A 22,167-nucleotide genomic window follows, 5' to 3' on the forward strand; every position below is an offset into this window, starting at 1 on the left:
GCAGCCAAACATCAGGCCCCTTGTGGGCCTGATTTTTTTCGCAAGGATAGCGATGAAAATACAACGGAAGTCCCTGTTTTTATTCTGGGCGTGGATGGATCTCTTTTTCGTCCTGCAATTCTTATGGTGGAATATTGCCCACCGCCGCCTCCCTTTTTACGACGACCTGCTGGCTTATCTCCAGCTGCTGCATACTTACGGCGCTGGGGCGGTCTGGCTGTATCCGCTGAATGTTCTGCTGATTATCAGCATCCCGCTATCGATGATCCTCTTTTTCCGTCAGAGCCGCTATGCGCTGTGGCTGGCCTGGGGGCAGACGCCGCTCAGGCTGGTGTTTATGCAGCCTTCGCTGTCGCTGGGTCTGTGGCTGATTCAGGCTGCCGGCATCAGGCATGTAGCGATCCTGGCCGGTTTTCTGCTGCTCTCTGAAGGGCTGAAAATCGCCAGCCTCTGGTACTGCAGAGGCGGGGCTCAGGGCATAAAGCGATAGCCAATGCCGGTTTCAGTCAGCAAATGCTGCGGCCGTGCCGGATCGGCCTCCAGCTTTTGTCGCAGATGACCCATATAGATCCGCAGATAGTGGCTGTGCTCTACGGCGTTAGGCCCCCACACCTGATTCAGCAACTGGCGCTGGGTAAGCACTTTGCCGGGATTATTCAACAGCGCCGCCAGCAGGCGAAACTCGATAGGCGTCAGGTGGATCTCTTCGCTGCCGCGCAGGATGCGGCGGGCGGGGATATTGACCTCCAGGTCAGCGAAGCGCACCACTGGCTCATCGGCCTGCGCCGCGCCGTGGCGACGCAGCGCGACGCGCAGGCGGGCCTGTAGCTCGCCGATGCCAAAGGGTTTACTTAAGTAGTCATCGGCGCCGGCATCCAGGGCGGCAATTTTGTCATGCTCTTCGCTGCGCGCTGACAGGACGATAATCGGCATCTGGCTCCACTGACGCAGGTCGCGAATAAAATCAATGCCGTCACCATCCGGCAGGCCCAGATCGAGGATCGCGAGGTCGGGCTTGCGGGTGGCGGCTTCAATCAGCCCACGCTGCAGGGTTTCCGCTTCAAATACGCGCATGCCGTCGGCTTCCAGCGCGGTGCGCAGAAAGCGTCGGATAGCGTGTTCGTCTTCGATAATCAGAACGTTAATCACAATTCCTCAGGTAGCTCTTCCAGTTCAGGGGGCGTTTCTCCCGGCAGTGTAACACGGAATGAGGCACCGCCCTCGGGCCGGTTGCTGGCGGAGATGGTCCCGCCGTGAACGTCGACGATGGCCTGACAGATGGCAAGGCCCAGCCCGACGCCAGGGATCGCCGACTCTTTGTTGCCGCGGGCGAATTTATCAAAGATAGCCTGTTCCTGGCCCGCCGGGATCCCCGGACCGTTATCCCATACCTCCAGCGACAGCTGCCGGGCGTCCGCCTCGGCGCGGATGCCGATGTTCGCCCGGGCGCCGGCATACTTATGGGCATTTTCCAGCAGGTTGATCAGCACCCGCTCGAACAGCGGCCCGTCGACATGCACCAGCTGGAGGGGATCGGGGAGATCCAACTGAATGTGCTGGCCGCCGAGGCTCGGTTCGAGCATGCGCAGCGCGCTGCCGACCACTTCCTCCAGCGTCAGCCACTCCTTATGCAGATTAAAGCCGCCGGACTGGATCCGCGCCATATCCAGCAGATTGTTCACCAGACGGGTGGTGTTGAGCACATGCTGGCGAATTTCATTGGCCTGCGGAGCATGCTTTGAACCTTCGCTGGCCAGATCGAGGGTCAGAATTTCCGCCTGGCCAAACAGCACGGTCAGCGGAGTACGCAGATCGTGCGACAGGGCGGCGAGCAGCGAGTTACGCAGGCTTTCCCGCTCGCTGGTCAGCCGGGCCTGCTCTTCGCTGGCGGTCAGGGCGAGACGCTCCAGGGCGCTGGCCACCAGCAGGGTAAAGGTCTCCAGCAGCCGCTGCTGCTCCGGGATCATCAGCTGGCGCAGATTCTCCGGCTCCACCACCAATAGCCCCCAGGTGCGGGCGGCGCTCTTCAGCGGTAAAATTTGGTACGGCACGCCGGGCAGGGTATCGGTGCCGGCGCCGGCAGGCTGCCCCTTATCAAAGCTCCAGCGGGCGATGGCGTCATCCCATGGGGTCAGCCCTGACTGGTGGGTTAAGGGCAGCAGTTTTCCCTGGGCGTCCGGCAGCAGCAACTGGCTGCGGGCCTGAAAGGTGGAGGCGATGAAGCGCTCGCTGGTGATGGCGATATCCTGCTGGCTACGACCCACCGCCAGCGCTTTAGACATCTCATACAGGTGGCGGGTACGGCGTTCACGGTAGCGCGCCACCCGCGCCTGGTAGCGCACGCCGGCGGTGAGGTTACCGATAAGCAGACCCACGGTGAGCATCACGCCGAAGGTGAGCAGATACTGGACATCCGACACCGCCAGCGTCCCGCGCGGGGCGACAAAAAAGAGATCGAAGCTGATAACGTTGATCACCGTCGCCAGCACCGACGGCCAGCGGCCATAGACCAGGGCGATGATCACCACCCCCAGCAGATAAAGCATCACCAGGTTGGCGGCTTCGAAAGCCATCAACCACTGCATGGCCACCAGGGTGATGATGGCGCACAGCGCTACCGCCACCGCGCAGCCCTGCAGCTGCAGACGCCACTTTTCCAGCGCCGTACGGCTGTCGTTGGCCCGCGCAGGGAGAGGGGACGGTTTTTCATCGAGGGCGATCACCACCAGATCGAGGTCCGGCGCATGGCGAGCCAGACGGTCGGCGAAGCCGCTGCGATCCCACCAGCGGCGTTTGCGCTGGCGGCCGATGACGATTTTGCCGAGGTTATGTTCGCGGGCGTAATGGAGGACCGCTTTCTCTTCCGACGGGTCGGAGAGGGTCGCGGTTTCGGCGCCCAGCTCCTGGGCCAGACGCAGCGCGGCGAGAATAGCCCGCCGCCGGGCTTCCGGCAGCCGGTGCAGGGAAGGGGTCTCGACATACACTGCATGCCAGACGCTGCCCAGGCGGGCGGCGAGCCGGGCGGCGGCGCGCACCAGCTTTTCGCTGCCGGTGTTGTGCCCGATACAGAGCAGGATCGCATCGCGGGTGTGCCAGACTTTCTCCTGGCCCTGGCGGTCGCGCCAGGCACGCATCTGTTCATCGACGCGGTCGGCGGTGCGGCGCAGAGCCAGCTCGCGCAGCGCAATCAGGTTTCCCTTGCGGAAAAAGTTTTCGATGGCGCGCTCGGCCTGGCCGCCGATATAGACTTTGCCCTCATTGAGCCGCTGGCGCAGATCGTCAGGGGGGAGGTCCACCAGCACCACGTCGTCCGCGGCGTCAAAGAAGGGGTCGGGAACGGTCTCCCGCACCTGCACGCCGGTGATCCCGCTGACGACGTCGTTCAGGCTTTCCAGATGCTGGACGTTGACGGTGGTAAAGACATCAATTCCGGCCTCCAGCAGTTCATCCACATCCTGCCAGCGCTTCGGATGGCGGGAGCCGGGCGCATTGCTGTGCGCCAGCTCATCCACCAGAATCAGCGCCGGACGGCGGGCGAGGGCGGCGTCGAGATCGAACTCATACACGTACCGCCCGCGATGAGCGAGCCGCCGCGGCGGCAGGGTGCTCAGGCCCTCCAGCATCGCAGCGGTCTCTTTTCGGCCGTGGGTCTCCGCCACGCCAATCAGAATATCCAGCCCCTGGGCGCGCAGCCGCTGCGCTTCCGCCAGCATCGCCCAGGTTTTCCCCACCCCGGCGCAGGCGCCGAAGAACACTTTCAGTTTGCCGCGATGCGGGGCGGCGGTGTGCTGCAGCAGGCGGTCAGGGTCCGGGCGCAGCGGCTCGTCACTCATTTACTTATCCTTCAGGGCATCCAGCGCCATATTGAGTTGCAGTATATTGACCACCGGCTGACCAAGGAAGCTCAGCAGCGGGGTTTGTGTGGCCTGGTTCACCAGCTGGCTTACCTGCTCAACGCTCAGCTGGCGCGCTTTAGCCACCCGGGGGACCTGCCACAGCGCGGCGGCCGGGGTCAGGTTGTTATCGAGACCGCTCGCCGAGGTGGTGACCAGCTCGACCGGTACCCGCGGCTCGGCGTCCGGGTTCGCGGCGCGCAGGGCCTGTACGCGCTCGCTCACCGCTTTATCCAGCGCCGGGTTGCTGGCGGCAAGGTTGCTGCCGCCTGACGCCATGGGATTATCCGCCGTCTCAGCGGTGGCCGACGGGCGGCCCTGGAAATAGCCTGCGGCAGTATAGTTCTGGCCAATCAGTCCGGAGCCGCGCACCTCACCGTTCAGGCGGATCAGCGAGCCGTTGGCCTGTGAGTTAAACCACCATTGTCCCAGGCTGGTGGTCAGCAGAGGATAGACGCCGCCGGTGAGCAGCGTTAACAGAATAAATAGCACAAGTGCTGGACGAATCAATGACATAGTTTTTTCCTCACACCAGACCGCTCAGGGTCAGCAGCAGGTCGATGGCTTTAATACCGATAAAGGGCACCAGCAGACCGCCGAGGCCGTAGATCCACAGGTTGCGGCGCAGCATCGCCGAGGCGGAGAGTGGGCGATAGCTCACGCCTTTCAGGGCCAGCGGGATCAGGAAGACGATGATCAGCGCGTTAAAGATAACGGCGCTGAGGATCGCTGACGACGGTGAATGCAGGCCCATCACGTTCAGCATGGCCAGCTGGGGATAGACCGCGGCAAACGCTGCCGGAATAATGGCGAAATATTTCGCCACGTCGTTGGCAATACTGAAGGTGGTCAGCGAGCCGCGCGTCATTAACATCTGTTTGCCGATATGGACCACCTCAATCAGCTTGGTGGGGTTGGAATCCAGGTCGACCATGTTGCCCGCTTCCTTCGCCGCCTGGGTGCCGGAGTTCATGGCCACCGCCACGTCGGCCTGAGCCAGCGCGGGCGCGTCGTTGGTGCCGTCGCCGGTCATCGCCACCAGCCGACCTTCCGACTGATACTGGCGGATCAAGGCCAGCTTGGCTTCCGGCGTCGCTTCGGCGAGGAAATCATCGACCCCGGCCTCGGCGGCGATCGCCGCGGCGGTCAGGCGGTTATCGCCGGTGATCATCACCGTTTTAATGCCCATTTTGCGCAGCTGGGCGAAACGTTCTTTGATACCGCCTTTAACGATATCTTTGAGCGAAATAATTCCCAGCACCTTTTCCCCTTCGGCGACCACCAGCGGTGTGGCCCCCTGGCGGGCGACCTCTTCGACCTGCTTATCGACATCGGCAGGGAAGTGGCCTCCATTGGCCTCCACGTGGCGGCGAATGGCGTCCACCGACCCTTTGCGGATCATGCGTTGATCGATATTGATGCCGCTCATCCGCGTTTGCGCGGTAAAAGGGACAAAGGTGGCGTGCAGCGACTGCAGATCGCGTTCGCGCAGGTTAAAGCGCTGTTTCGCCAGCACCACGATGCTGCGCCCCTCAGGGGTTTCATCCGCCAGCGAGGAGAGCTGGGCGGCGTCGGCGAGGGTTCGCTCTTCCACGCCGCGCGCCGGCAGGAAGGCGGAAGCCTGACGGTTGCCGAGGGTAATGGTCCCGGTTTTATCCAGCAGCAGGACATCGACGTCGCCAGCGGCCTCCACCGCGCGGCCACTGGTGGCGATGACGTTGGCGCCGAGCATACGACTCATCCCGGCGACGCCGATGGCCGACAGCAGCCCGCCGATGGTGGTCGGGATCAGGCACACCAGCAGGGCGACCAGCACGGTAACGCTGACCGCATTGCCGCTCCACGCCGAGAAGGGCCAGATGGTGGCGGTGGCCAGCAGGAACACCAGCGTCAGGGCGATCAGCAGGATCGTCAGGGCGATCTCGTTCGGCGTTTTACGGCGCTGGGCGCCTTCCACCATGGCGATCATCCGGTCGAGGAAGGTTTCTCCCGGGTTCACGCTGCAGCGGATCACCAGCCAGTCGGAGAGAATGCGTGTCCCGCCGGTCACCGAGGCAAAATCGCCACCGGATTCACGGATCACCGGGGCAGACTCGCCGGTAATGGCGCTTTCGTCCACCGAGGCGCCGCCTTCGATGACTTCGCCATCGCAGGGGATAATATCCCCGGCTTCCACCAGCACCACGTCGCCTTTGCGCAGGTCTTCCGCTGGCACGTGGTCGACCGTCGCGTCATGCTGCGGGGCGCGCAGTTTGCGGGCGAAGGCCGTTTTTTTCACCCCTTTCAGGCTGTTGGCCTGGGCTTTGCTGCGGCCTTCCGCCATCGCTTCGGCAAAGTTAGCGAACAGCACGGTAAACCACAGCCAGATGCTGACGGCGGCGGTAAAGGTGGCGCTACCGGTCAGGGCGCCGCCAGCCATGGCGATCGCCAGCAGGGTAGTTAACAGGCTGCCCACCCAGACGATAAACATCACCGGATTGCGCCATTGCACCATCGGGCTGAGTTTTTTCACGGCATCCAGCAGCGCCTGGCGCACCAGCGTCGGCTCCAGCAGGGCTAATTGTTTGCGACTCATAACAGGGTGCTCCGCATCGCTCAAAGTAAGGAAAAGTGTTCAGCCAGCGGGCCAAGCGCCAGCGCAGGAATAAAGGTCAGGGCGCCCACCAGCAGCACGGTGCCGATCAGTAAACCGATAAACAGGGCGTCGTGGGTGGCGAGGGTACCGGGGCTGGCCGGTTGAATTTTCTTCGCCACCAGCGAGCCGGCGATGGCCATCACCGGAATGATGACGGCGAAGCGGCCGACCAGCATGCAGAACGCCAGCAGCAGGTTCCAGAACGGCGTCGCCGCACCCAGGCCAGCGAAGGCGCTGCCGTTGTTATTAGCCGCCGAGGTGACGGCGTACAGCACTTCGCTAAAGCCGTGCGGTCCAGGGTTGAACATCCCGGCGCGGCCGGCGTCGGTCATCATCGCCAGCGCCGTGCCAAGCAGCACCAGCGTCGGGGTGACCAGAATGGCGAGGGCGATCATTTTCATTTCCCGGACATCGATTTTCTTCCCGAGATACTCCGGAGTGCGGCCGACCATCAGCCCGGCGATAAATACCGCCAGCATAACGAACAGCAGCATGCCGTACAGGCCCGAACCGACGCCGCCGAACACCACTTCGCCAATCTGCATCAGCCACATCGGCACCATGCCGCCCAGCGCGGTGAAGGAGTCATGCATGGCATTGACCGCGCCGCAGGAGGCGGCAGTGGTGATCACCGCGAACAGACTGCTGGCGAGAATACCGAAGCGACTCTCTTTACCTTCCATATTCAGGCTACTGTCAGCGCCCAGCGTCAGCAGGTGGGGGTTGCCGCGAGTTTCCGCCCACATCACCACGGCGACGCAGAGGATAAAGATCAACGTCATTGCCCACAGGATGGCGCGTCCCTGACGTCGATCGCTCACCACCTCGCCGAAGGCGAAGCACAGTGCCGCCGGGATCAGGAAGATTGCCAGCATCTGCACGAGATTGGTCAGCGCGGTCGGGTTTTCAAACGGGTGAGCGGAGTTGGCGTTAAAGAAACCGCCGCCGTTGGTGCCCAGCAGCTTAATCGCTTCCTGCGAGGCGACAGGCCCCATCGGCAACAGCTGGTGCGCCCCTTCGAGGGTGGTAAAGGGCTGGTAGGCCAGCAGATTCTGCGGCACACCCTGCTGAATAAAGAACAGGGCCACCAGCAGGGAGAGCGGCAGCAGCAGCCACAGGGTAATGCGCGTCAGGTCGACCCAGGCATTGCCAAGGGTGGACATTTTCTGCCGGGCGAAGGCGCGGGTCAGGGCGAATACCACGGCGATCCCGGTGGCGGCAGAGAGAAAATTCTGCACCGTCAGGCCGACCATCTGGCTGAGATAGCTCATGGTGCTTTCGCCGGCGTAAGCCTGCCAGTTGGTATTGCTGACAAAGCTGACCGCGGTATTGAGCGCCAGATCCCATGACAATCCCGGTAGATGCTGCGGGTTAAACGGCAACACGCCCTGGAGCATCAGCAGGGCAAACAGGGCCAGGCCGCCGAGGGCGTTAAACAGCAGGATCGCCAGCAAATACTGCAGCCAGCCCATCTCCTCGGCGCGGATCCCGGCCACGCGCCACAGGACGCGCTCGACGCCGGCCAGGCCGGGAAGCGGGATATCGTTCACCATCCTCGCCAGACACGTCCCCAGCGGGCGCGCCAGCACCAGCAGCACCAGCAGGTAGCTGGCTAATAATAAAAATCCCTGGGCAGCCATCAGAATGCCTCCGCGTGTATCAAGGCATAAACCAGATAAGCCAGTAACAGGAACACCAGCCCAACGCCAGTGAGTACGCCTGCAGTCACAATCCACCTCCGGGTGTCTTTTTTGATTTACCGGGAGAATAGAAATTACGGCGCAAAGATTTCGCAAAAATCGGCGGGCGCGGTGTAAAAAAAGTATAAAAATGACAAAGGCACAATTTAACTGATGGTTAGTATTAATTTAACTTTTTTGTAACTAATTTACGTGGTGAATGTAAATTAAGTATAAATACGTGCTTTTTAGTGGTCGGATGAGTAGTAAAATTACAACCAGAGCGGTATTATTTTGCTCAGACAAACATGATTAATTTTACCGGCGCTGCTTGCCGGCCTGACAAAGGGGAGAGAAATGATGGCGTTGTACAAAGCTTATCCTGCTCATATTATTTTACTGCGTCGTGCTTTCGCCGTCGTGGCTGGCGTCGCGGCGCTGCCGGTGATGCTGTTCTGGAAAGATCGCGCCCGCTATTACAGCTGGCTGCACCGGGTGTGGTCGAAAACCAGCGAGCAGCCGGTGTGGATGGCGCAGGCGGAAAAAGCCGCTCACGATTTCTATTAATCCGTCCTGCTGCGACGAAGACAAGAAAACCGCCGGTTGCCCCCGGCGGTTTTTTTTCGTCGCTTGTCTACACTCGTTTTCATGCACCGCAGTGGAATTGGCAGGTGCTTATTTTGCCGGAGCGCGCTATTTTTTCCGGCTTATATCATGAGATGAGTTTTGCTGACGGATATCGAGGAGTTATATGGCCACCCATCTGGTCTGGTTACGCACGGATTTACGCATTCACGATAACCTGGCGCTGGCCGCCGCCTGCCGGGATCCGCAGGCGCAGGTGCTGGCGCTGTATATCGCCACCCCGGGGCAGTGGCGTGAGCATCACCTGGCGCCGCGGCAGGCCGCGTTTATCGTCAGCCATTTGCACAGTCTGCACACCGCCCTGGCGGAACGGGGCATACCGCTGTGGGTCGAAGAGGCGGGTGATTTTACCGCCAGCGTCGAACGGCTGGCCCATTTCTGCCAGCAGCACCAGGTCAGTCACCTGTTCTACAACTATCAGTACGAATTCAATGAACGTCAGCGCGATGCCGCCGTTGAGAACACCTTGCGCGATGTCATTTGCCAGGGCTTTGACGACAGCGTCCTGTTACCGCCCGGCAGCGTCATGACCGGCAGCGGCGAAATGTATAAAGTTTTCACGCCGTTTAAGAATGCGTTTATTCGCCGTCTGCGGGACGGGCTCCCGGCGTGCGTGGCGGCGCCGAAGCCGCGCCAGGCGCCTGCCCGCCAGGCGCCGCCGCTGCCTGAGCTCAACTACCCGCAAACGCCGTTCGATGGGCTGCTGTTTGCCGCGGATGAAAAAACGGCGCTGGCGCGGCTGCGCGCGTTTTGTCAGCAACCGGCGGCGGAGTATGAGGGGCAGCGTGACTTCCCCGCCGTGGAAGGGACCAGTCGCCTGTCGCCCTGCCTGGCCACCGGGGTGTTGTCACCGCGCCAGTGCCTGCATCGTCTGCTGACGGAACACCCCGCCGCGCTGGACGGTGGGGCAGGTGCCACCTGGCTTAATGAGCTGATCTGGCGCGAGTTTTACCGCCATCTGATGGTCTACTATCCGAAACTCTGTAAAGGACGCCCGTTTATCGCATGGACTGATAAGGTCGCCTGGCGTGAAGATGACGCCGCCCTGCAGGCCTGGCAGCGCGGGGAGACCGGCTTTCCGATAGTCGATGCCGCGATGCGCCAGCTTAACGCCACCGGCTGGATGCATAACCGGTTGCGCATGATTGTCGCCAGCTTCCTGACGAAAGATTTGCGCCTCGACTGGCGGGCAGGGGAGCGCTACTTCATGAGTCAACTGATTGATGGCGACCTGGCGGCGAACAACGGCGGCTGGCAGTGGGCGGCCTCGACAGGCACCGACGCCGCGCCCTATTTCCGCATATTTAACCCCACCACCCAGGGCGAGAAGTTTGATAAGCAGGGGGTGTTTATGCGTCGCTGGCTGCCTGAGCTGGCAAAGGTGCCGGAGAAGGCGCTGCATCAGCCGTGGGCGTGGGCGGATAAACAGGGGATCAAACTGGATTATCCGCGCCCGATAGTCGATCACAAACAGGCGCGGCAGGAGACGCTGGCGGCCTGGGAGGCCGCCAGAAAAGGAATTACTCCACCGCCAGACGGCGGGTCCTGACCTTCAGCGAGTGATACAGCCAGATGACCAGCACCACGCCGACACAGGCCAGCGCGCCCCAGGTGATCTGGCTGAAGACCTTGATGTAGGCGTCAATGGAGTAGTTCACTGCCCCGGCGGCGTCGAAGGACGCCTGCGAGGTCTGGTCGGCGATGACGCCGGCCAGATAGTTGGCGATGGCCCCGGAGAGCAGCATATAGATACCGGTCAGCACCCCGGTGACCCCCGGGATCTCAATGCGGGTGATTTGCGACATGGCGACCGGGTCGATAAACAGTTCGGCAAAACCCATCACCGCCAGCCCCAGCACCATCAGCGGCATGGACGACTGGCCATAGGCCGCGGACCAGCGGGCGCTGAGGGTCAGGATGCAGAACCCGGCGCTCATCAGGCCCAGACCGAGGGCAAATTTCCCCCAGATGCGCACGGTGCGATTGCCACCGACGCTCTCTTTCACCAGCCACGCCAGCACCATCCCGCAGAGCATCACCGCGAAGGCGTTGACCGACTGGAACATGGCGGTAGGGACTTCGTAGCTCATGATATGGCGATTAACGAAGCGGTCAATATACAGGCTGATGGAGCTCCCGCCCTGCTGGGCGAAGGCCCAGAACAGCAGGCTAAACGCGGTGAGGACGACGATCAGGCGCAGATCCTTACGCTGTTTATCGGTTTCAGCGCGCAGGTAGATCCGCGCCAGCACCGCCAGGCCGATAACGGTGGCCACGATCAGGGCATACACCGACCACTCCTGCCAGAACAGCACGGCGATCAGCAGCGGGGCGGTAACCAGCAGCACCAGCAGCCAGCCCCAGTTCGGCAGCAGGAAGCGGCGCGCGCACAGCGCCTGGCGGTTGACGTCGGCAGTATGCTGGAAGTGACGGTTGCCGCAGAGAAAAATCACCAGTCCCGCCACCATGCCGATGGCCGCCAGGGCAAAGCCCATCGCCCAGCTATACTCCTCCTGTACGTAGCCGCAGGCGATCGGCGCGATAATCGAGCCGATATTGCCCGCGGCATACATCAGCGAGAAGCCGCCGTCGCGACGCGGATCGGCAGGTTCGTAGAGTTCGCCCAGCAGACAGCTGACGTTGGATTTAAACAACCCGTAGCCGCAGACGATGATCGCCAGCGACAGGTAGAGGAAGACTGGGGCGGTTTCGCTGGCTCCGAGCACCAGATGGCCAATGGCCATCAGCAGCGCGCCGAGCATGACCGCCATCCGGTTGCCTAACAGCTTATCGGCCAGATAGCCGCCGAGGATCGGCGTGACATAGACCAGCGAACAGTAGGCGCTGAACAGGGCATAGGCGTGGTTATCGTCATATTTGAGCTGATTGGTGAGATAGAGGATCAGCAGGGCGCGCATGCCGTAGAAGCTAAAATATTCCCAGATTTGCAGCGCCACGACGTAGTAAATCGCCCGCGGTTGCGATGATGTTGTCTTCATGAGAAGTGTGGTTTCCTGGCGTAAAGCGAAAGTCGATCGTTCTGCATGAATAGCGCTTTATTAGTCATATTCATGGCTTGAGGGGCTTTCTGTTTATTTAATATGCTTTATTAATGCATAAATATACACGAATGCGCGATGGGGTGGGTAGACAAAATGCGGGATTAACAAAAAAGTCATGGTCGGTGCCGGTTGTGGACTATCGACGGCCCGAATGGATCTGGTTATGTTATGCCTTTGTATACCCTGATTATCTGCTGGAGTGGCGATGAAAAATAGCGAACTGGAACAACTGATAAACGACAAGCTCAATAGTGCGGCCATCAGTGATTTCGCCCCTAACGGTCTGCAGGTGGAAGGACGTGATACGGTGCAAACGATCGTCACCGGGGTGACGGCCAGCCAGGCGCTGCTGGATGAAGCCGTTCGGCTGCAGGCGGATGCGGTGATCGTCCATCATGGCTATTTCTGGAAAAACGAGTCGCCAGTGATCCGCGGCATGAAGCGCCGCCGCCTGAAGACTCTGCTGGCCAACGATATCAATCTCTACGGCTGGCACCTGCCGCTGGATGCCCACCCGGAGCTGGGCAACAACGCGCAACTGGCGCATCTGCTGGGGATTAACGTGCTGGGTGAAATCGAACCGCTGGTGCCTTGGGGCGAACTGTCGATGCCGGTTTCCGGCCTCGAACTGGCCTCGTGGATCGAAGCGCGGCTGGGGCGCAAGCCGTTATGGTGCGGCGATACCGGGCCGGACACCGTCAGCCGCGTCGCCTGGTGTACCGGCGGCGGCCAGAGCTTTATCGACGCCGCGGCGCGCTTTGGGGTGGATGCGTTTATTACCGGCGAGGTGTCGGAACAAACTATTCACTCTGCCCGCGAACAGGGGCTGCATTTTTATGCCGCCGGCCACCACGCCACCGAGCGGGGCGGCATTCGCGCCCTCAGTGAATGGCTGACGGAAACGACCGACCTGGATGTCACCTTTATTGATATTCCTAACCCTGCCTGACGGGAGAGAGAAAAGTGCAGCGAGCGCGTTGTTATCTGTTAGGAGAAACGGCCGTCGTGCTGGAGCTGGAGCCGCCGGTCACGCTCGAGAGCCAGCAACGGATCTGGGGATTGGCCCAGCGTCTGTCTCACCATGAAGAGGTGGTTGACGCCATTCCCGGCATGAACAATATCACCGTGGTGCTCCGCCGCCCGCAGGAGATGGCGTGGGAGGCGATGGACCGTCTGCAGCGCTGGTGGGAGGAGAGTCTTGCGCTGGAGCCGGAGTCGAGGTCATTAACCATCCCGGTCGTGTACGGCGGCGAGGCCGGGCCGGATCTCGGGGTGGTGGCGCAACACAGCGGCCTGAGTGAAAAACAGGTTGTGGAGCTGCATGCCTCGGTGGAATACCTGGTCTGGTTTATTGGTTTTCAGCCGGGATTCCCCTACCTGGGCGGGCTGCCGCCAGCGCTGGCGACCCCGCGTCGCGCCGAACCGCGCGTGCGGGTCCCGGCCGGATCGGTGGGCATTGGCGGCGCGCAAACCGGCATCTATCCGCTGGCGACGCCCGGCGGCTGGCAGCTGCTGGGGCGGACCGCGTTGACGCTGTTTGACCCGGCGCGTAAGGAGCCTGCGCTGTTGCGCGTGGGCGATAAAATTCGCTTTGTGCCGCAAAAGGAGGGGGTATGTTAACCCTGATCCGCGCCGGTCTGTACACCTCGGTACAGGACGGTGGACGAGAAGGCCTGCGCCAGTCTGGCATCAGCCGCTGCGGCGCTCTGGATTATCCCTCGCTGGTGATTGCCAATCTGCTGGTTGGCAACGAGGCGAACGCCGCCGGGCTGGAGATTACCCTCGGTCAGGTGGAGATCGAATTTGCCCGCAGCGGCTGGTTCGCGCTGACCGGCGCCGCCTGCGAAGCGACGCTGGACGGCAAAGCGGTCTGGGTGGGCTGGCGCACCGCCTACCGGGCCGGGCAACGGTTGGTGCTGAAAACGCCGCAGCATGGCATCCGCAGCTATCTGGCGGTGGCGGGCGGGGTCGCGGTCCCGGTGGTGCTTGGCTCGCGCAGCACGGATCTTAAGGCGGGGATTGGCGGTCTGGAAGGACGCCGCCTGCAGGATGGCGATCAGCTGAAGCTCGGGAAAGCCGCTCGGCGCTTTACCACCTCGCGCGGTGTCAAGCAGCTGCCGCTGGGCAACCGCATTCGCGCGCTGCCGGGCCCGGAGTATCATGAGTTTGATGCGGCCTCGCAGGCGTCGTTCTGGCGCTCCCCCTGGCAGCTCAGTCCGCAGAGCAATCGCATGGGCTACCGCCTGCAGGGGCAGCCGTTGAAACGGATCACCGATCGCGAGATGCTGTCGCACGGTCTGCTGCCGGGCGTAGTGCAGGTGCCGCATAACGGCCAGCCCATCGTCCTGATGAACGATGCGCAAACCACCGGCGGCTATCCGCGCATCGCCTGCATTATTGAGGCTGATATGTACCAGCTGGCGCAGATCCCGCTGGGGCAGCCGATCCACTTTGTCGCCTGCTCGCTGGAGGAGGCCTTAAAAGCACGGGCCGATCGTCAGCGTTATCTTGAACAACTGGCCTGGAGACTCCACGATGATGATTGATCTCAATGCCGATCTCGGGGAAGGGGGCGCGAACGATAGCGCGCTGCTCCAGTTGGTCTCGTCGGCGAATATCGCCTGCGGCTTTCATGCCGGCGACGCCGGACTGATGGTGCAGAGCGTACGCGAGGCGCTGAAGTACGGCGTGGCGGTGGGCGCCCATCCGGGATACCCCGACCGGGAAAATTTTGGCCGTACGGCGATGGATCTGCCGCCGGAAACGGTCTATGCCCAGATGCTGTATCAGATTGGCGCCCTGGCGGCGATCGTTCAGGCGCAGGGCGGCGAGCTACAGCATGTGAAGCCGCACGGCATGCTTTATAACCAGGCGGCCAAGTCGCCGCCGCTGGCGGACGCGATCGCCCGCGCGATCCGTGATGTTAACCCGAAGCTGGTGCTGGTGGGGCTGGCGGGCAGCGAACTGATCCGCGCCGGGCAGCACTATGGTCTGACGACGCGCCAGGAGGTGTTTGCCGACCGCGGCTACCTGGCCGACGGTAGCCTGGTGCCGCGCAGCCAGCCCGGCGCGCTGATCGACAGCGAAGAGCAGGCTCTGGCGCAAACCCTCGAGATGGTGCAGCACCACCGGGTGCGCAGCATCAGCGGCGAGTGGGCGAACGTGGTGGCGCAGACGGTGTGTCTGCACGGCGATGGCCCGCACGCGCTGGATTTTGCCCGCCGTCTGCGGGCGGCCTTTGCCGGGCGCCATATTCTGGTCAGCGCGCAACTGGACGCTGAAGCGTGACAACCTGAATGACCGCGAAGGAGAGGATGATGGCGGGAGTATTGCTCACCGGTTTTGAACCCTTTGATGGCGAAACGGTTAACCCTTCATGGGAAGTGGTGAAGCAGCTGGACGGGACGATGATTGCCGGGCAGCCGGTGATCGCCCGCCAGCTCCCCTGTGTGTTTGGCGAGGCGCTGTCGGTGCTTTACGCGGCGATCGAAGACCTGCAGCCGAGGCTGGTCATTGCCGTTGGGCAGGCTGGTGGTCGCGTCGATATCAGCGTTGAACGTGTGGCTATCAACGTCGATGATGCGCGCATTCCCGATAACAAAGGCCAGCAGCCTGTCGACACGCCGATCGTCGACGGGGGGCCGGCGGCGTGGTTCAGTACCTTACCGATCAAAGCGATCGTCAGCGCGTTGCGCGATCGCGGGATCCCGGCTTCGGTCTCCCAAACCGCCGGCACCTTCGTCTGCAATCACGTGATGTATGGTTTGCTACATAAGCTGCAGGAGCAGGCTGGCGTCAGGGGCGGCTTTATCCATATTCCATGGCTACCGGCGCAGGCGGCGGCCCATCCCGGCGAGCCGAGTATGGCGACCGCCACCGTGCGGGAAGCGCTGGAAACGGCCATTGCCGTGGCGCTGCGCCAGTCGGTGGATAGTAAACTGGGCGGCGGCGCCACCCATTAACAGAAGGATGACAGTATGCCGGAAGGTCCGGAGATCCGCCGCGCGGCGGATAAACTGGAGGCGGCAATCAAAGGCCAACCCTTAACCGATGCCTGGTTCGCCTTTCCGCAGTTGCAACCCTATCAAAGCCTGTTGATTGGCCAGCGGGTGACCCATATCGCCACCCGCGGTAAGGCCCTGTTAACACACTTCTCCGGCGGGCTGACCCTGTACAGCCATAATCAGCTGTACGGTGTCTGGCGCGTGGTTGACGCCGGGGAACAGCCCGCCTCTAACCGGGTGCTGCGCGTCAGGCTGCAGACCGCCCGCAAGGCGATTTTGCTCTATAGCGCCTCGGACATCGAGATGCTCACGGCGGAGCAGGTTGCCCATCACCCGTTTTTACTGCGCGTGGGGCCAGATGTGCTGGATATGACGTTAACCGTGGAGGAGGTGAAAGCGCGGCTGCTGTCGGCCAAATTCCGCCATCGTCAGTTTTCCGGCCTGCTGCTGGATCAGGCTTTTCTGGCCGGGCTCGGTAACTATCTGCGGGTGGAGATCCTCTGGCAGGTGGGATTAAGCGGAAAGCGTAAAGCCGCTGAACTGAGCGATAGTCAGCTGGATGCGCTGGCGCACGCGCTGCTGGCTATTCCGCGGTTGTCGTATCACACCCGCGGCCAGGCCGATGACAACAAGCATCACGGCGCGCTGTTTCGCTTTAAGGTCTTCCATCGCGACGGGGAAAGGTGCGAGCGCTGTGGGGGCGTGATTGAGAAGACGACACTCTCCTCGCGGCCGTTTTACTGGTGTCCCGGATGCCAGCATTAAGCCCGGCAGTCAGGCAGATAAAAAAACGCGCCAGGTGGCGCGTTTTTTTTCATCCGGACGGCAAGATTAGCGCTTAATGTCGGACTGGTAATCGCGTTTGGTGTAGCCAGTGTACAGCTGACGCGGACGGGCGATCTTCATGCCATCGCTGTGCATTTCGTTCCAGTGCGCAATCCAGCCCACGGTACGCGCCATGGCGAAGATAACGGTAAACATGGAGGACGGAATACCCATCGCTTTCAGGATGATACCGGAGTAGAAGTCGACGTTCGGGTAGAGTTTCTTCTCGATGAAGTACGGGTCGTTCAGCGCGATATGCTCCAGCTCCATGGCTACCTGCAGCAGATCGTCTTTGGTGCCCAGCTCTTTCAGCACTTCATGGCAGGTTTCACGCATCACGGTGGCGCGCGGGTCGTAGTTTTTGTAAACACGATGGCCGAAGCCCATCAGGCGGAAAGAGTCATTCTTGTCTTTCGCACGACGAACAAATTCCGGAATGTGCTCAACGGAGCTGATCTCTTCCAGCATCTTCAGCGCCGCTTCGTTGGCGCCGCCGTGCGCCGGTCCCCACAGGGAGGCGATGCCAGCAGCGATACAGGCGAACGGGTTAGCGCCGGAGGAGCCGGCGGTACGTACCGTCGAGGTCGACGCGTTCTGCTCGTGATCGGCGTGCAGGATCAGAATACGATCCATCGCGCGTTCAAGCACCGGATTGACTTCATACTCTTCGCACGGTGTCGCGAACATCATGCGCAGGAAGTTGCCGGCGTAGGAGAGGTCGTTGCGCGGATAAACAAACGGCTGGCCGATAGAATACTTGTAACACATGGCTGCCATGGTTGGCATTTTGGACAGCAGACGGTAGGCAGCAATCTCGCGGTGACGTGGGTTATTCACGTCGAGGGAGTCATGATAGAACGCCGCCAGGGCGCCGGTGATCCCGCACATCACGGCCATCGGGTGGGAATCGCGACGGAATGCATGGAACAGACGCGTGATCTGCTCATGAATCATGGTGTGGCGGGTGACGGTGGTTTTGAATTCGTCATATTCGGCCTGAGTCGGTTTTTCACCGTACAGCAGAATATAACATACTTCGAGATAGTTAGATTCGGTCGCTAACTGGTCGATCGGGAAGCCGCGGTGCAGCAGGATCCCCTCGTCACCATCGATAAACGTAATTTTAGATTCACAAGAAGCGGTGGATGTGAAACCTGGGTCAAAAGTAAATACGCCTTTTGAACCAAGACTACGAATATCAATAACATCCTGACCGAGCGTGCCTTTTAGCACATCCAGTTCAATAGCAGTGTCACCACCCAGGGTGATTTTTGCTTTAGCATCAGACATTTATGGTCTCCTTAGCGCCTTTATTGCTTAAGACTGCCGGGTGGTGGATTTGCTTTCGGCCCGCGCCTGCATACGTTACCAGTTTGTTATGTTGCACACAGCTCTGCGTCAGCGAAAAGGGCAGGGTACAGAGCAACGGCGCTTGATGGTACGTCCTTCAGGGCTGCGGTGAAACAACAGCAAATCAGCGTTTTAGCAGTCCGAATATTAAAACCTGTATACCACTAATAACTGTCCTGATTACATCGGTCAATACTGACACACTGTTACATAACTTATTCTCAGGTGAAAGAGTGACCCCATAACTTTTGAGCATTATTGCATTTAACTGGTAATGGTTGTAACAAGAATGTTTAATATTTGTCAAATCAGGTGATTAAAAATTAAAAAAATGTTGTTATCGTGACCTTGATCACTGTTCCGGAGAAAACCCAACAAACTATATGTAGGTTAATTGTAATGATTTTGTGAACGGCCTATACTGCGGCCAGGTCTCCGGAACACCCTGCAATCCCGAGCCACCCAGCGTTGTTTAGTGATGTTTTAATGCCTGAAAAGACGTTTTAACATGACTTCTGGTTATAGAAAGGACGCTGTCTGACCCGCAAGCAGACCGGAGGAAGGAAACAATAAGAACAGCATGTGGGCGTTATTCATGGTAAGAAATGTGAAAAAACAAAGACCTGTCAATCTGGATCTACAAACGATACGGTTCCCAATCACGGCGATAGCGTCCATTCTCCATCGCGTTTCCGGTGTCATCACCTTCGTGGCGGTCGGAATTCTGCTTTGGTTGCTGGGCACCAGCCTTTCCTCCCCTGAAGGTTTTCTGACGGCGGCCTCGATCATGGATAGCTTCTTTGTGAAGTTCATCATGTGGGGCATTCTCACCGCACTGGCCTATCATGTCGTTGTCGGTATCCGCCATCTGATGATGGACTTTGGCTACCTGGACGAAACCCTCGAAGCAGGGAAACGTTCCGCCAAAATCTCTTTTGTTATTACTGTCGTGCTTTCACTTCTCGCAGGAGTCCTCGTATGGTAAGCAACGCCTCAGCACTGGGACGCAACGGCGTACATGACTTTATTCTGGTCCGTGCTACCGCCATCGTTCTGACCCTCTACATCATCTACATGGTTGGCTTCTTCGCCACCACCGGTGAAATCTCATGGGAAGTGTGGACCGGATTCTTTGCCTCCGGCTTCACTAAAGTCTTCACTCTGCTGGCTCTCGTCTCCATTCTCATCCATGCCTGGATCGGGATGTGGCAGGTGTTAACGGACTACGTTAAACCACTGGCTCTGCGCCTGGTTCTGCAACTGGCTATCGTTGTGGCGCTGGTGGCTTACGTTCTTTATGGATTTGTTGTGGTGTGGGGTGTGTAATGAAATTGCCAGTCAGAGAGTTTGATGCTGTTGTTATCGGTGCCGGCGGCGCAGGTATGCGCGCGGCGCTGCAAATTTCCCAGAGCGGACAGACCTGTGCACTGCTCTCCAAAGTGTTCCCTACCCGTTCCCATACCGTATCCGCGCAGGGTGGTATCACCGTCGCGCTCGGTAACTCCCATGAAGATAACTGGGAATGGCATATGTACGACACCGTAAAAGGGTCGGACTATATTGGCGACCAGGACGCCATCGAATATATGTGTAAGACCGGCCCGGAAGCGATTCTTGAGCTGGAACATATGGGCCTGCCGTTCTCCCGTCTTGACGACGGCCGTATTTATCAGCGCCCGTTCGGCGGCCAGTCGAAAAACTTCGGCGGCGAGCAAGCGGCACGCACCGCGGCGGCGGCTGACCGTACCGGCCACGCGCTGTTGCACACCCTGTATCAACAGAACCTGAAAAACCACACCACTATTTTCTCCGAATGGTATGCCCTCGATTTGGTGAAAAACCAGGACGGCGCGGTGGTCGGTTGTACCGCCCTGTGCATCGAGACCGGCGAAGTGGTCTACTTTAAAGCCCGCGCCACCGTGCTGGCGACCGGCGGCGCAGGCCGTATTTATCAGTCCACCACCAACGCCCACATCAACACCGGTGACGGCGTCGGGATGGCCATCCGCGCCGGCGTTCCGGTGCAGGATATGGAAATGTGGCAGTTCCACCCGACCGGCATCGCCGGGGCAGGGGTGCTGGTCACCGAAGGTTGCCGCGGCGAAGGCGGTTACCTGCTGAACAAACACGGCGAGCGCTTTATGGAGCGTTATGCCCCGAACGCCAAAGACCTGGCGGGTCGTGACGTGGTGGCGCGTTCCATCATGATCGAAATTCGCGAAGGCCGCGGCTGCGATGGTCCGTGGGGCCCGCATGCGAAACTGAAACTGGATCACCTGGGTAAAGAGGTTCTGGAATCTCGTCTGCCAGGTATCCTTGAGCTGTCCCGTACCTTTGCTCACGTCGATCCGGTGAAAGAGCCAATCCCGGTTATCCCAACCTGCCACTACATGATGGGTGGTATCCCGACCAAAGTCACCGGTCAGGCGCTGACCGTGAATGAGAAGGGCGAAGACGTGGTGATCCCGGGCCTGTTCGCGGTAGGCGAAATTGCCTGCGTATCGGTCCACGGCGCCAACCGTCTGGGCGGCAACTCGCTGCTCGACCTGGTGGTCTTCGGCCGCGCGGCGGGCCTGCATCTGCAGGAGTCCATCGCCGAGCAGGGCACGCTACGCGACGCCAGCGAATCGGATGTCGAAGGCTCGCTGGACCGCCTCAATCGCTGGAACAATACCCGCTCCGGCGAAGACCCGGTGGAAATCCGCAAAGCACTGCAGGAATGTATGCAGCACAACTTCTCGGTGTTCCGCGAAGGCGATGCGATGCACAAAGGTCTGGAGCAACTGAAAGTGATCCGCGAGCGCCTGAAAAACGCGCGTCTCGACGATACTTCCAGCGAGTTCAACACCCAGCGCGTCGAGTGCCTGGAGTTGGACAACCTGATGGAGACCGCGTTTGCGACCGCCGTGTCCGCTAACTTCCGTACTGAAAGCCGTGGCGCCCATAGCCGCTTCGACTTCCCGGATCGTGATGATGAAAACTGGCTGTGCCATTCCCTGTATCTGCCAGAGTCGGAATCCATGACGCGTCGTAGCGTCAACATGGAACCGAAACTGCGTCCGGCATTCCCGCCGAAGATTCGTACTTACTAATGCGGAGACAGGAAAATGAAACTCGAGTTTTCAATTTATCGCTATAACCCGGATGTTGACGACGCTCCGCATATGCAGGATTACACCCTCGAAGCGGAAGAAGGTCGTGACATGATGCTGCTGGATGCGCTGATCCAGCTGAAAGAAAAAGATCCGTCGCTGTCGTTCCGCCGCTCCTGCCGTGAAGGGGTTTGCGGTTCCGATGGTCTGAACATGAACGGGAAAAACGGTCTGGCGTGCATCACGCCAATCTCCGCGCTGAATCAGCCGGGCAAGAAGATTGTTATCCGTCCGCTGCCAGGATTACCGGTTATCCGTGATTTGGTGGTGGACATGGGGCAATTCTATGCACAATATGAGAAGATTAAGCCTTACTTGTTGAATAATGGGCAAAATCCTCCGGCTCGCGAGCATCTGCAGATGCCTGAGCAGCGTGAGAAACTCGATGGTCTGTACGAGTGTATTCTGTGCGCATGTTGTTCAACCTCGTGCCCGTCGTTCTGGTGGAACCCGGACAAGTTCATCGGCCCGGCTGGCCTGCTGGCCGCGTATCGCTTCCTGATCGACAGTCGCGATACCGAAACCAGCGAGCGCCTGGAAGGCCTGAGCGATGCTTTCAGCGTATTCCGCTGTCACAGCATTATGAACTGCGTCAGTGTGTGTCCTAAAGGGCTTAACCCGACGCGCGCCATCGGCCATATTAAGTCGATGCTGCTGCAGCGCAGCGCGTAAGCAACACGGTCTGTCCCGGATGGCGCTTGCGCTTATCCGGGCTACCAAAGCAGTAACCCCGGTAGCGTTTGTGCCACCGGGAAATGAATACCCTAAATAATTCGAGTTACAGGAAGGCGGCGACGCAGCGAATCCCCAGGAGCTTACTCAAGTAAGTGACTGGGGTGAGTGAGGAAAGCCAACGCACATGTAACTTGAAGTATGAAGGGGATAGCAGGAAATCTTTAAAAACCGCCACAAGATGTACCAG

At 60.0% G+C, this 22,167-nt stretch carries 21 protein-coding genes; 13 read left to right on the forward strand and 8 right to left on the reverse strand.

Translation table 11 applies throughout. The features are described from left to right. The first annotated feature begins 52 nt into the window (after nucleotides 1–52). A complete protein-coding gene (locus tag N438_RS05980; protein WP_116696178.1) occupies nucleotides 53–490 on the forward strand; it encodes an arginine:ornithine antiporter in 438 nt (145 codons plus the stop codon). Here the strand turns inward: N438_RS05980 and kdpE are convergent. From kdpE to kdpF, 6 genes are read right to left on the reverse strand one after another with little or no spacing between them, the layout of a single operon-like run. Then, on the reverse strand, nucleotides 472–1,149 hold the full coding sequence (gene kdpE, locus N438_RS05985; RefSeq protein ID WP_002894776.1) for a two-component system response regulator KdpE: 678 nt from the start codon (nucleotides 1,147–1,149) through the stop codon (nucleotides 472–474). The two genes, N438_RS05980 and kdpE, sit on opposite strands and share 19 nt — an antisense overlap. After that, the gene (gene kdpD, locus N438_RS05990; RefSeq protein WP_023297232.1) at nucleotides 1,146–3,833 is read right to left on the reverse strand and encodes a two-component system sensor histidine kinase KdpD; all 2,688 of its coding nucleotides are present in this window, start codon (nucleotides 3,831–3,833) and stop codon (nucleotides 1,146–1,148) included. The genes kdpE and kdpD overlap by 4 nt, the downstream gene beginning before the upstream one ends. Continuing rightward, complete coding sequence (gene kdpC / locus N438_RS05995; RefSeq protein WP_116696179.1) at nucleotides 3,834–4,409, reverse strand: potassium-transporting ATPase subunit KdpC; 576 nt, start codon at nucleotides 4,407–4,409, stop codon at nucleotides 3,834–3,836. It lies immediately after the preceding gene. Nucleotides 4,410–4,419: 10 nt separating this feature from the next. Then, nucleotides 4,420–6,468 carry a potassium-transporting ATPase subunit KdpB gene (gene kdpB, locus N438_RS06000; RefSeq protein WP_008805672.1) on the reverse strand — a complete coding sequence of 683 codons (2,049 nt, stop codon included), beginning with the start codon at nucleotides 6,466–6,468 and terminating at the stop codon, nucleotides 4,420–4,422. Nucleotides 6,469–6,488: 20 nt separating this feature from the next. Further along, entirely contained in the window at nucleotides 6,489–8,168 is a 1,680-nt protein-coding gene (gene kdpA / locus N438_RS06005; protein WP_023322238.1) for a potassium-transporting ATPase subunit KdpA, read from the reverse strand. Continuing rightward, nucleotides 8,168–8,257, reverse strand: coding sequence for a K(+)-transporting ATPase subunit F (gene kdpF, locus N438_RS06010; protein ID WP_020323459.1), 90 nt, complete (start codon nucleotides 8,255–8,257; stop codon nucleotides 8,168–8,170). The genes kdpA and kdpF overlap by 1 nt, the downstream gene beginning before the upstream one ends. A gap of 307 nt (nucleotides 8,258–8,564) precedes the next feature. Here kdpF and N438_RS06015 point away from each other — a divergent pair, with 307 nt between their 5' ends. Then, on the forward strand, nucleotides 8,565–8,774 hold the full coding sequence (locus tag N438_RS06015; RefSeq protein WP_004142243.1) for a DUF2517 family protein: 210 nt from the start codon (nucleotides 8,565–8,567) through the stop codon (nucleotides 8,772–8,774). Between the two features lie 184 nt (nucleotides 8,775–8,958). After that, complete coding sequence (gene phrB, locus N438_RS06020) at nucleotides 8,959–10,401, forward strand: deoxyribodipyrimidine photo-lyase (RefSeq protein ID WP_012968688.1); 1,443 nt, start codon at nucleotides 8,959–8,961, stop codon at nucleotides 10,399–10,401. Here the strand turns inward: phrB and N438_RS06025 are convergent. Further along, nucleotides 10,373–11,851: an MFS transporter gene (locus N438_RS06025; RefSeq protein WP_116696180.1), complete on the reverse strand. Its 1,479-nt coding sequence runs from the start codon at nucleotides 11,849–11,851 to the stop codon at nucleotides 10,373–10,375. The genes phrB and N438_RS06025 overlap by 29 nt on opposite strands. 268 nt (nucleotides 11,852–12,119) lie before the next feature. Between N438_RS06025 and N438_RS06030 the strand changes: the two genes are divergently transcribed. Genes N438_RS06030 through nei form a run of 6 tightly spaced genes read left to right on the forward strand, consistent with a single transcriptional unit; the run spans nucleotide 12,120 to nucleotide 16,683 of the window. Beyond that, nucleotides 12,120–12,863, forward strand: coding sequence for a type 2 GTP cyclohydrolase I (locus N438_RS06030; RefSeq protein ID WP_008805677.1), 744 nt, complete (start codon nucleotides 12,120–12,122; stop codon nucleotides 12,861–12,863). A gap of 14 nt (nucleotides 12,864–12,877) precedes the next feature. Beyond that, entirely contained in the window at nucleotides 12,878–13,534 is a 657-nt protein-coding gene (pxpB, locus tag N438_RS06035; protein ID WP_116696181.1) for a 5-oxoprolinase subunit PxpB, read from the forward strand. Then, on the forward strand, nucleotides 13,528–14,460 hold the full coding sequence (pxpC, locus tag N438_RS06040) for a 5-oxoprolinase subunit PxpC (RefSeq protein WP_012542431.1): 933 nt from the start codon (nucleotides 13,528–13,530) through the stop codon (nucleotides 14,458–14,460). The genes pxpB and pxpC overlap by 7 nt, the downstream gene beginning before the upstream one ends. After that, nucleotides 14,450–15,202, forward strand: a complete 753-nt coding sequence (gene pxpA, locus N438_RS06045; protein WP_012542430.1) for a 5-oxoprolinase subunit PxpA — start codon at nucleotides 14,450–14,452, stop codon at nucleotides 15,200–15,202. Before pxpC ends, pxpA begins: the two co-directional genes overlap by 11 nt. 29 nt (nucleotides 15,203–15,231) lie before the next feature. Next, nucleotides 15,232–15,876: a pyroglutamyl-peptidase I gene (gene pcp / locus N438_RS06050; RefSeq protein WP_012542429.1), complete on the forward strand. Its 645-nt coding sequence runs from the start codon at nucleotides 15,232–15,234 to the stop codon at nucleotides 15,874–15,876. 15 nt (nucleotides 15,877–15,891) lie between these two features. Next, nucleotides 15,892–16,683: an endonuclease VIII gene (gene nei / locus N438_RS06055; RefSeq protein WP_012968686.1), complete on the forward strand. Its 792-nt coding sequence runs from the start codon at nucleotides 15,892–15,894 to the stop codon at nucleotides 16,681–16,683. A 66-nt stretch (nucleotides 16,684–16,749) separates the two neighbouring features. Here the strand turns inward: nei and gltA are convergent, their stop codons facing one another. Continuing rightward, nucleotides 16,750–18,033: a citrate synthase gene (gene gltA, locus N438_RS06060; protein WP_008805683.1), complete on the reverse strand. Its 1,284-nt coding sequence runs from the start codon at nucleotides 18,031–18,033 to the stop codon at nucleotides 16,750–16,752. Nucleotides 18,034–18,673: 640 nt separating this feature from the next. On the opposite strand from gltA, the gene sdhC reads away from it, so the two are divergent. The 4 genes from sdhC to sdhB are packed head-to-tail and all read left to right on the forward strand — an operon-like array spanning nucleotide 18,674 to nucleotide 21,917. Further along, entirely contained in the window at nucleotides 18,674–19,078 is a 405-nt protein-coding gene (sdhC, locus tag N438_RS06075) for a succinate dehydrogenase cytochrome b556 subunit (protein ID WP_004142216.1), read from the forward strand. Then, nucleotides 19,072–19,419, forward strand: a complete 348-nt coding sequence (gene sdhD / locus N438_RS06080) for a succinate dehydrogenase membrane anchor subunit (protein ID WP_002894949.1) — start codon at nucleotides 19,072–19,074, stop codon at nucleotides 19,417–19,419. Before sdhC ends, sdhD begins: the two co-directional genes overlap by 7 nt. Then, nucleotides 19,419–21,185, forward strand: a complete 1,767-nt coding sequence (sdhA, locus tag N438_RS06085) for a succinate dehydrogenase flavoprotein subunit (protein WP_008805685.1) — start codon at nucleotides 19,419–19,421, stop codon at nucleotides 21,183–21,185. The genes sdhD and sdhA overlap by 1 nt, the downstream gene beginning before the upstream one ends. 15 nt (nucleotides 21,186–21,200) lie before the next feature. Further along, on the forward strand, nucleotides 21,201–21,917 hold the full coding sequence (sdhB, locus tag N438_RS06090; protein WP_008805686.1) for a succinate dehydrogenase iron-sulfur subunit SdhB: 717 nt from the start codon (nucleotides 21,201–21,203) through the stop codon (nucleotides 21,915–21,917). The last annotated feature ends 250 nt before the right edge of the window (nucleotides 21,918–22,167 follow it).

This window comes from Klebsiella sp. GL120222-02 (genome assembly GCF_003097195.1).
GTDB classification, from domain to species: domain Bacteria; phylum Pseudomonadota; class Gammaproteobacteria; order Enterobacterales; family Enterobacteriaceae; genus Klebsiella; species Klebsiella variicola.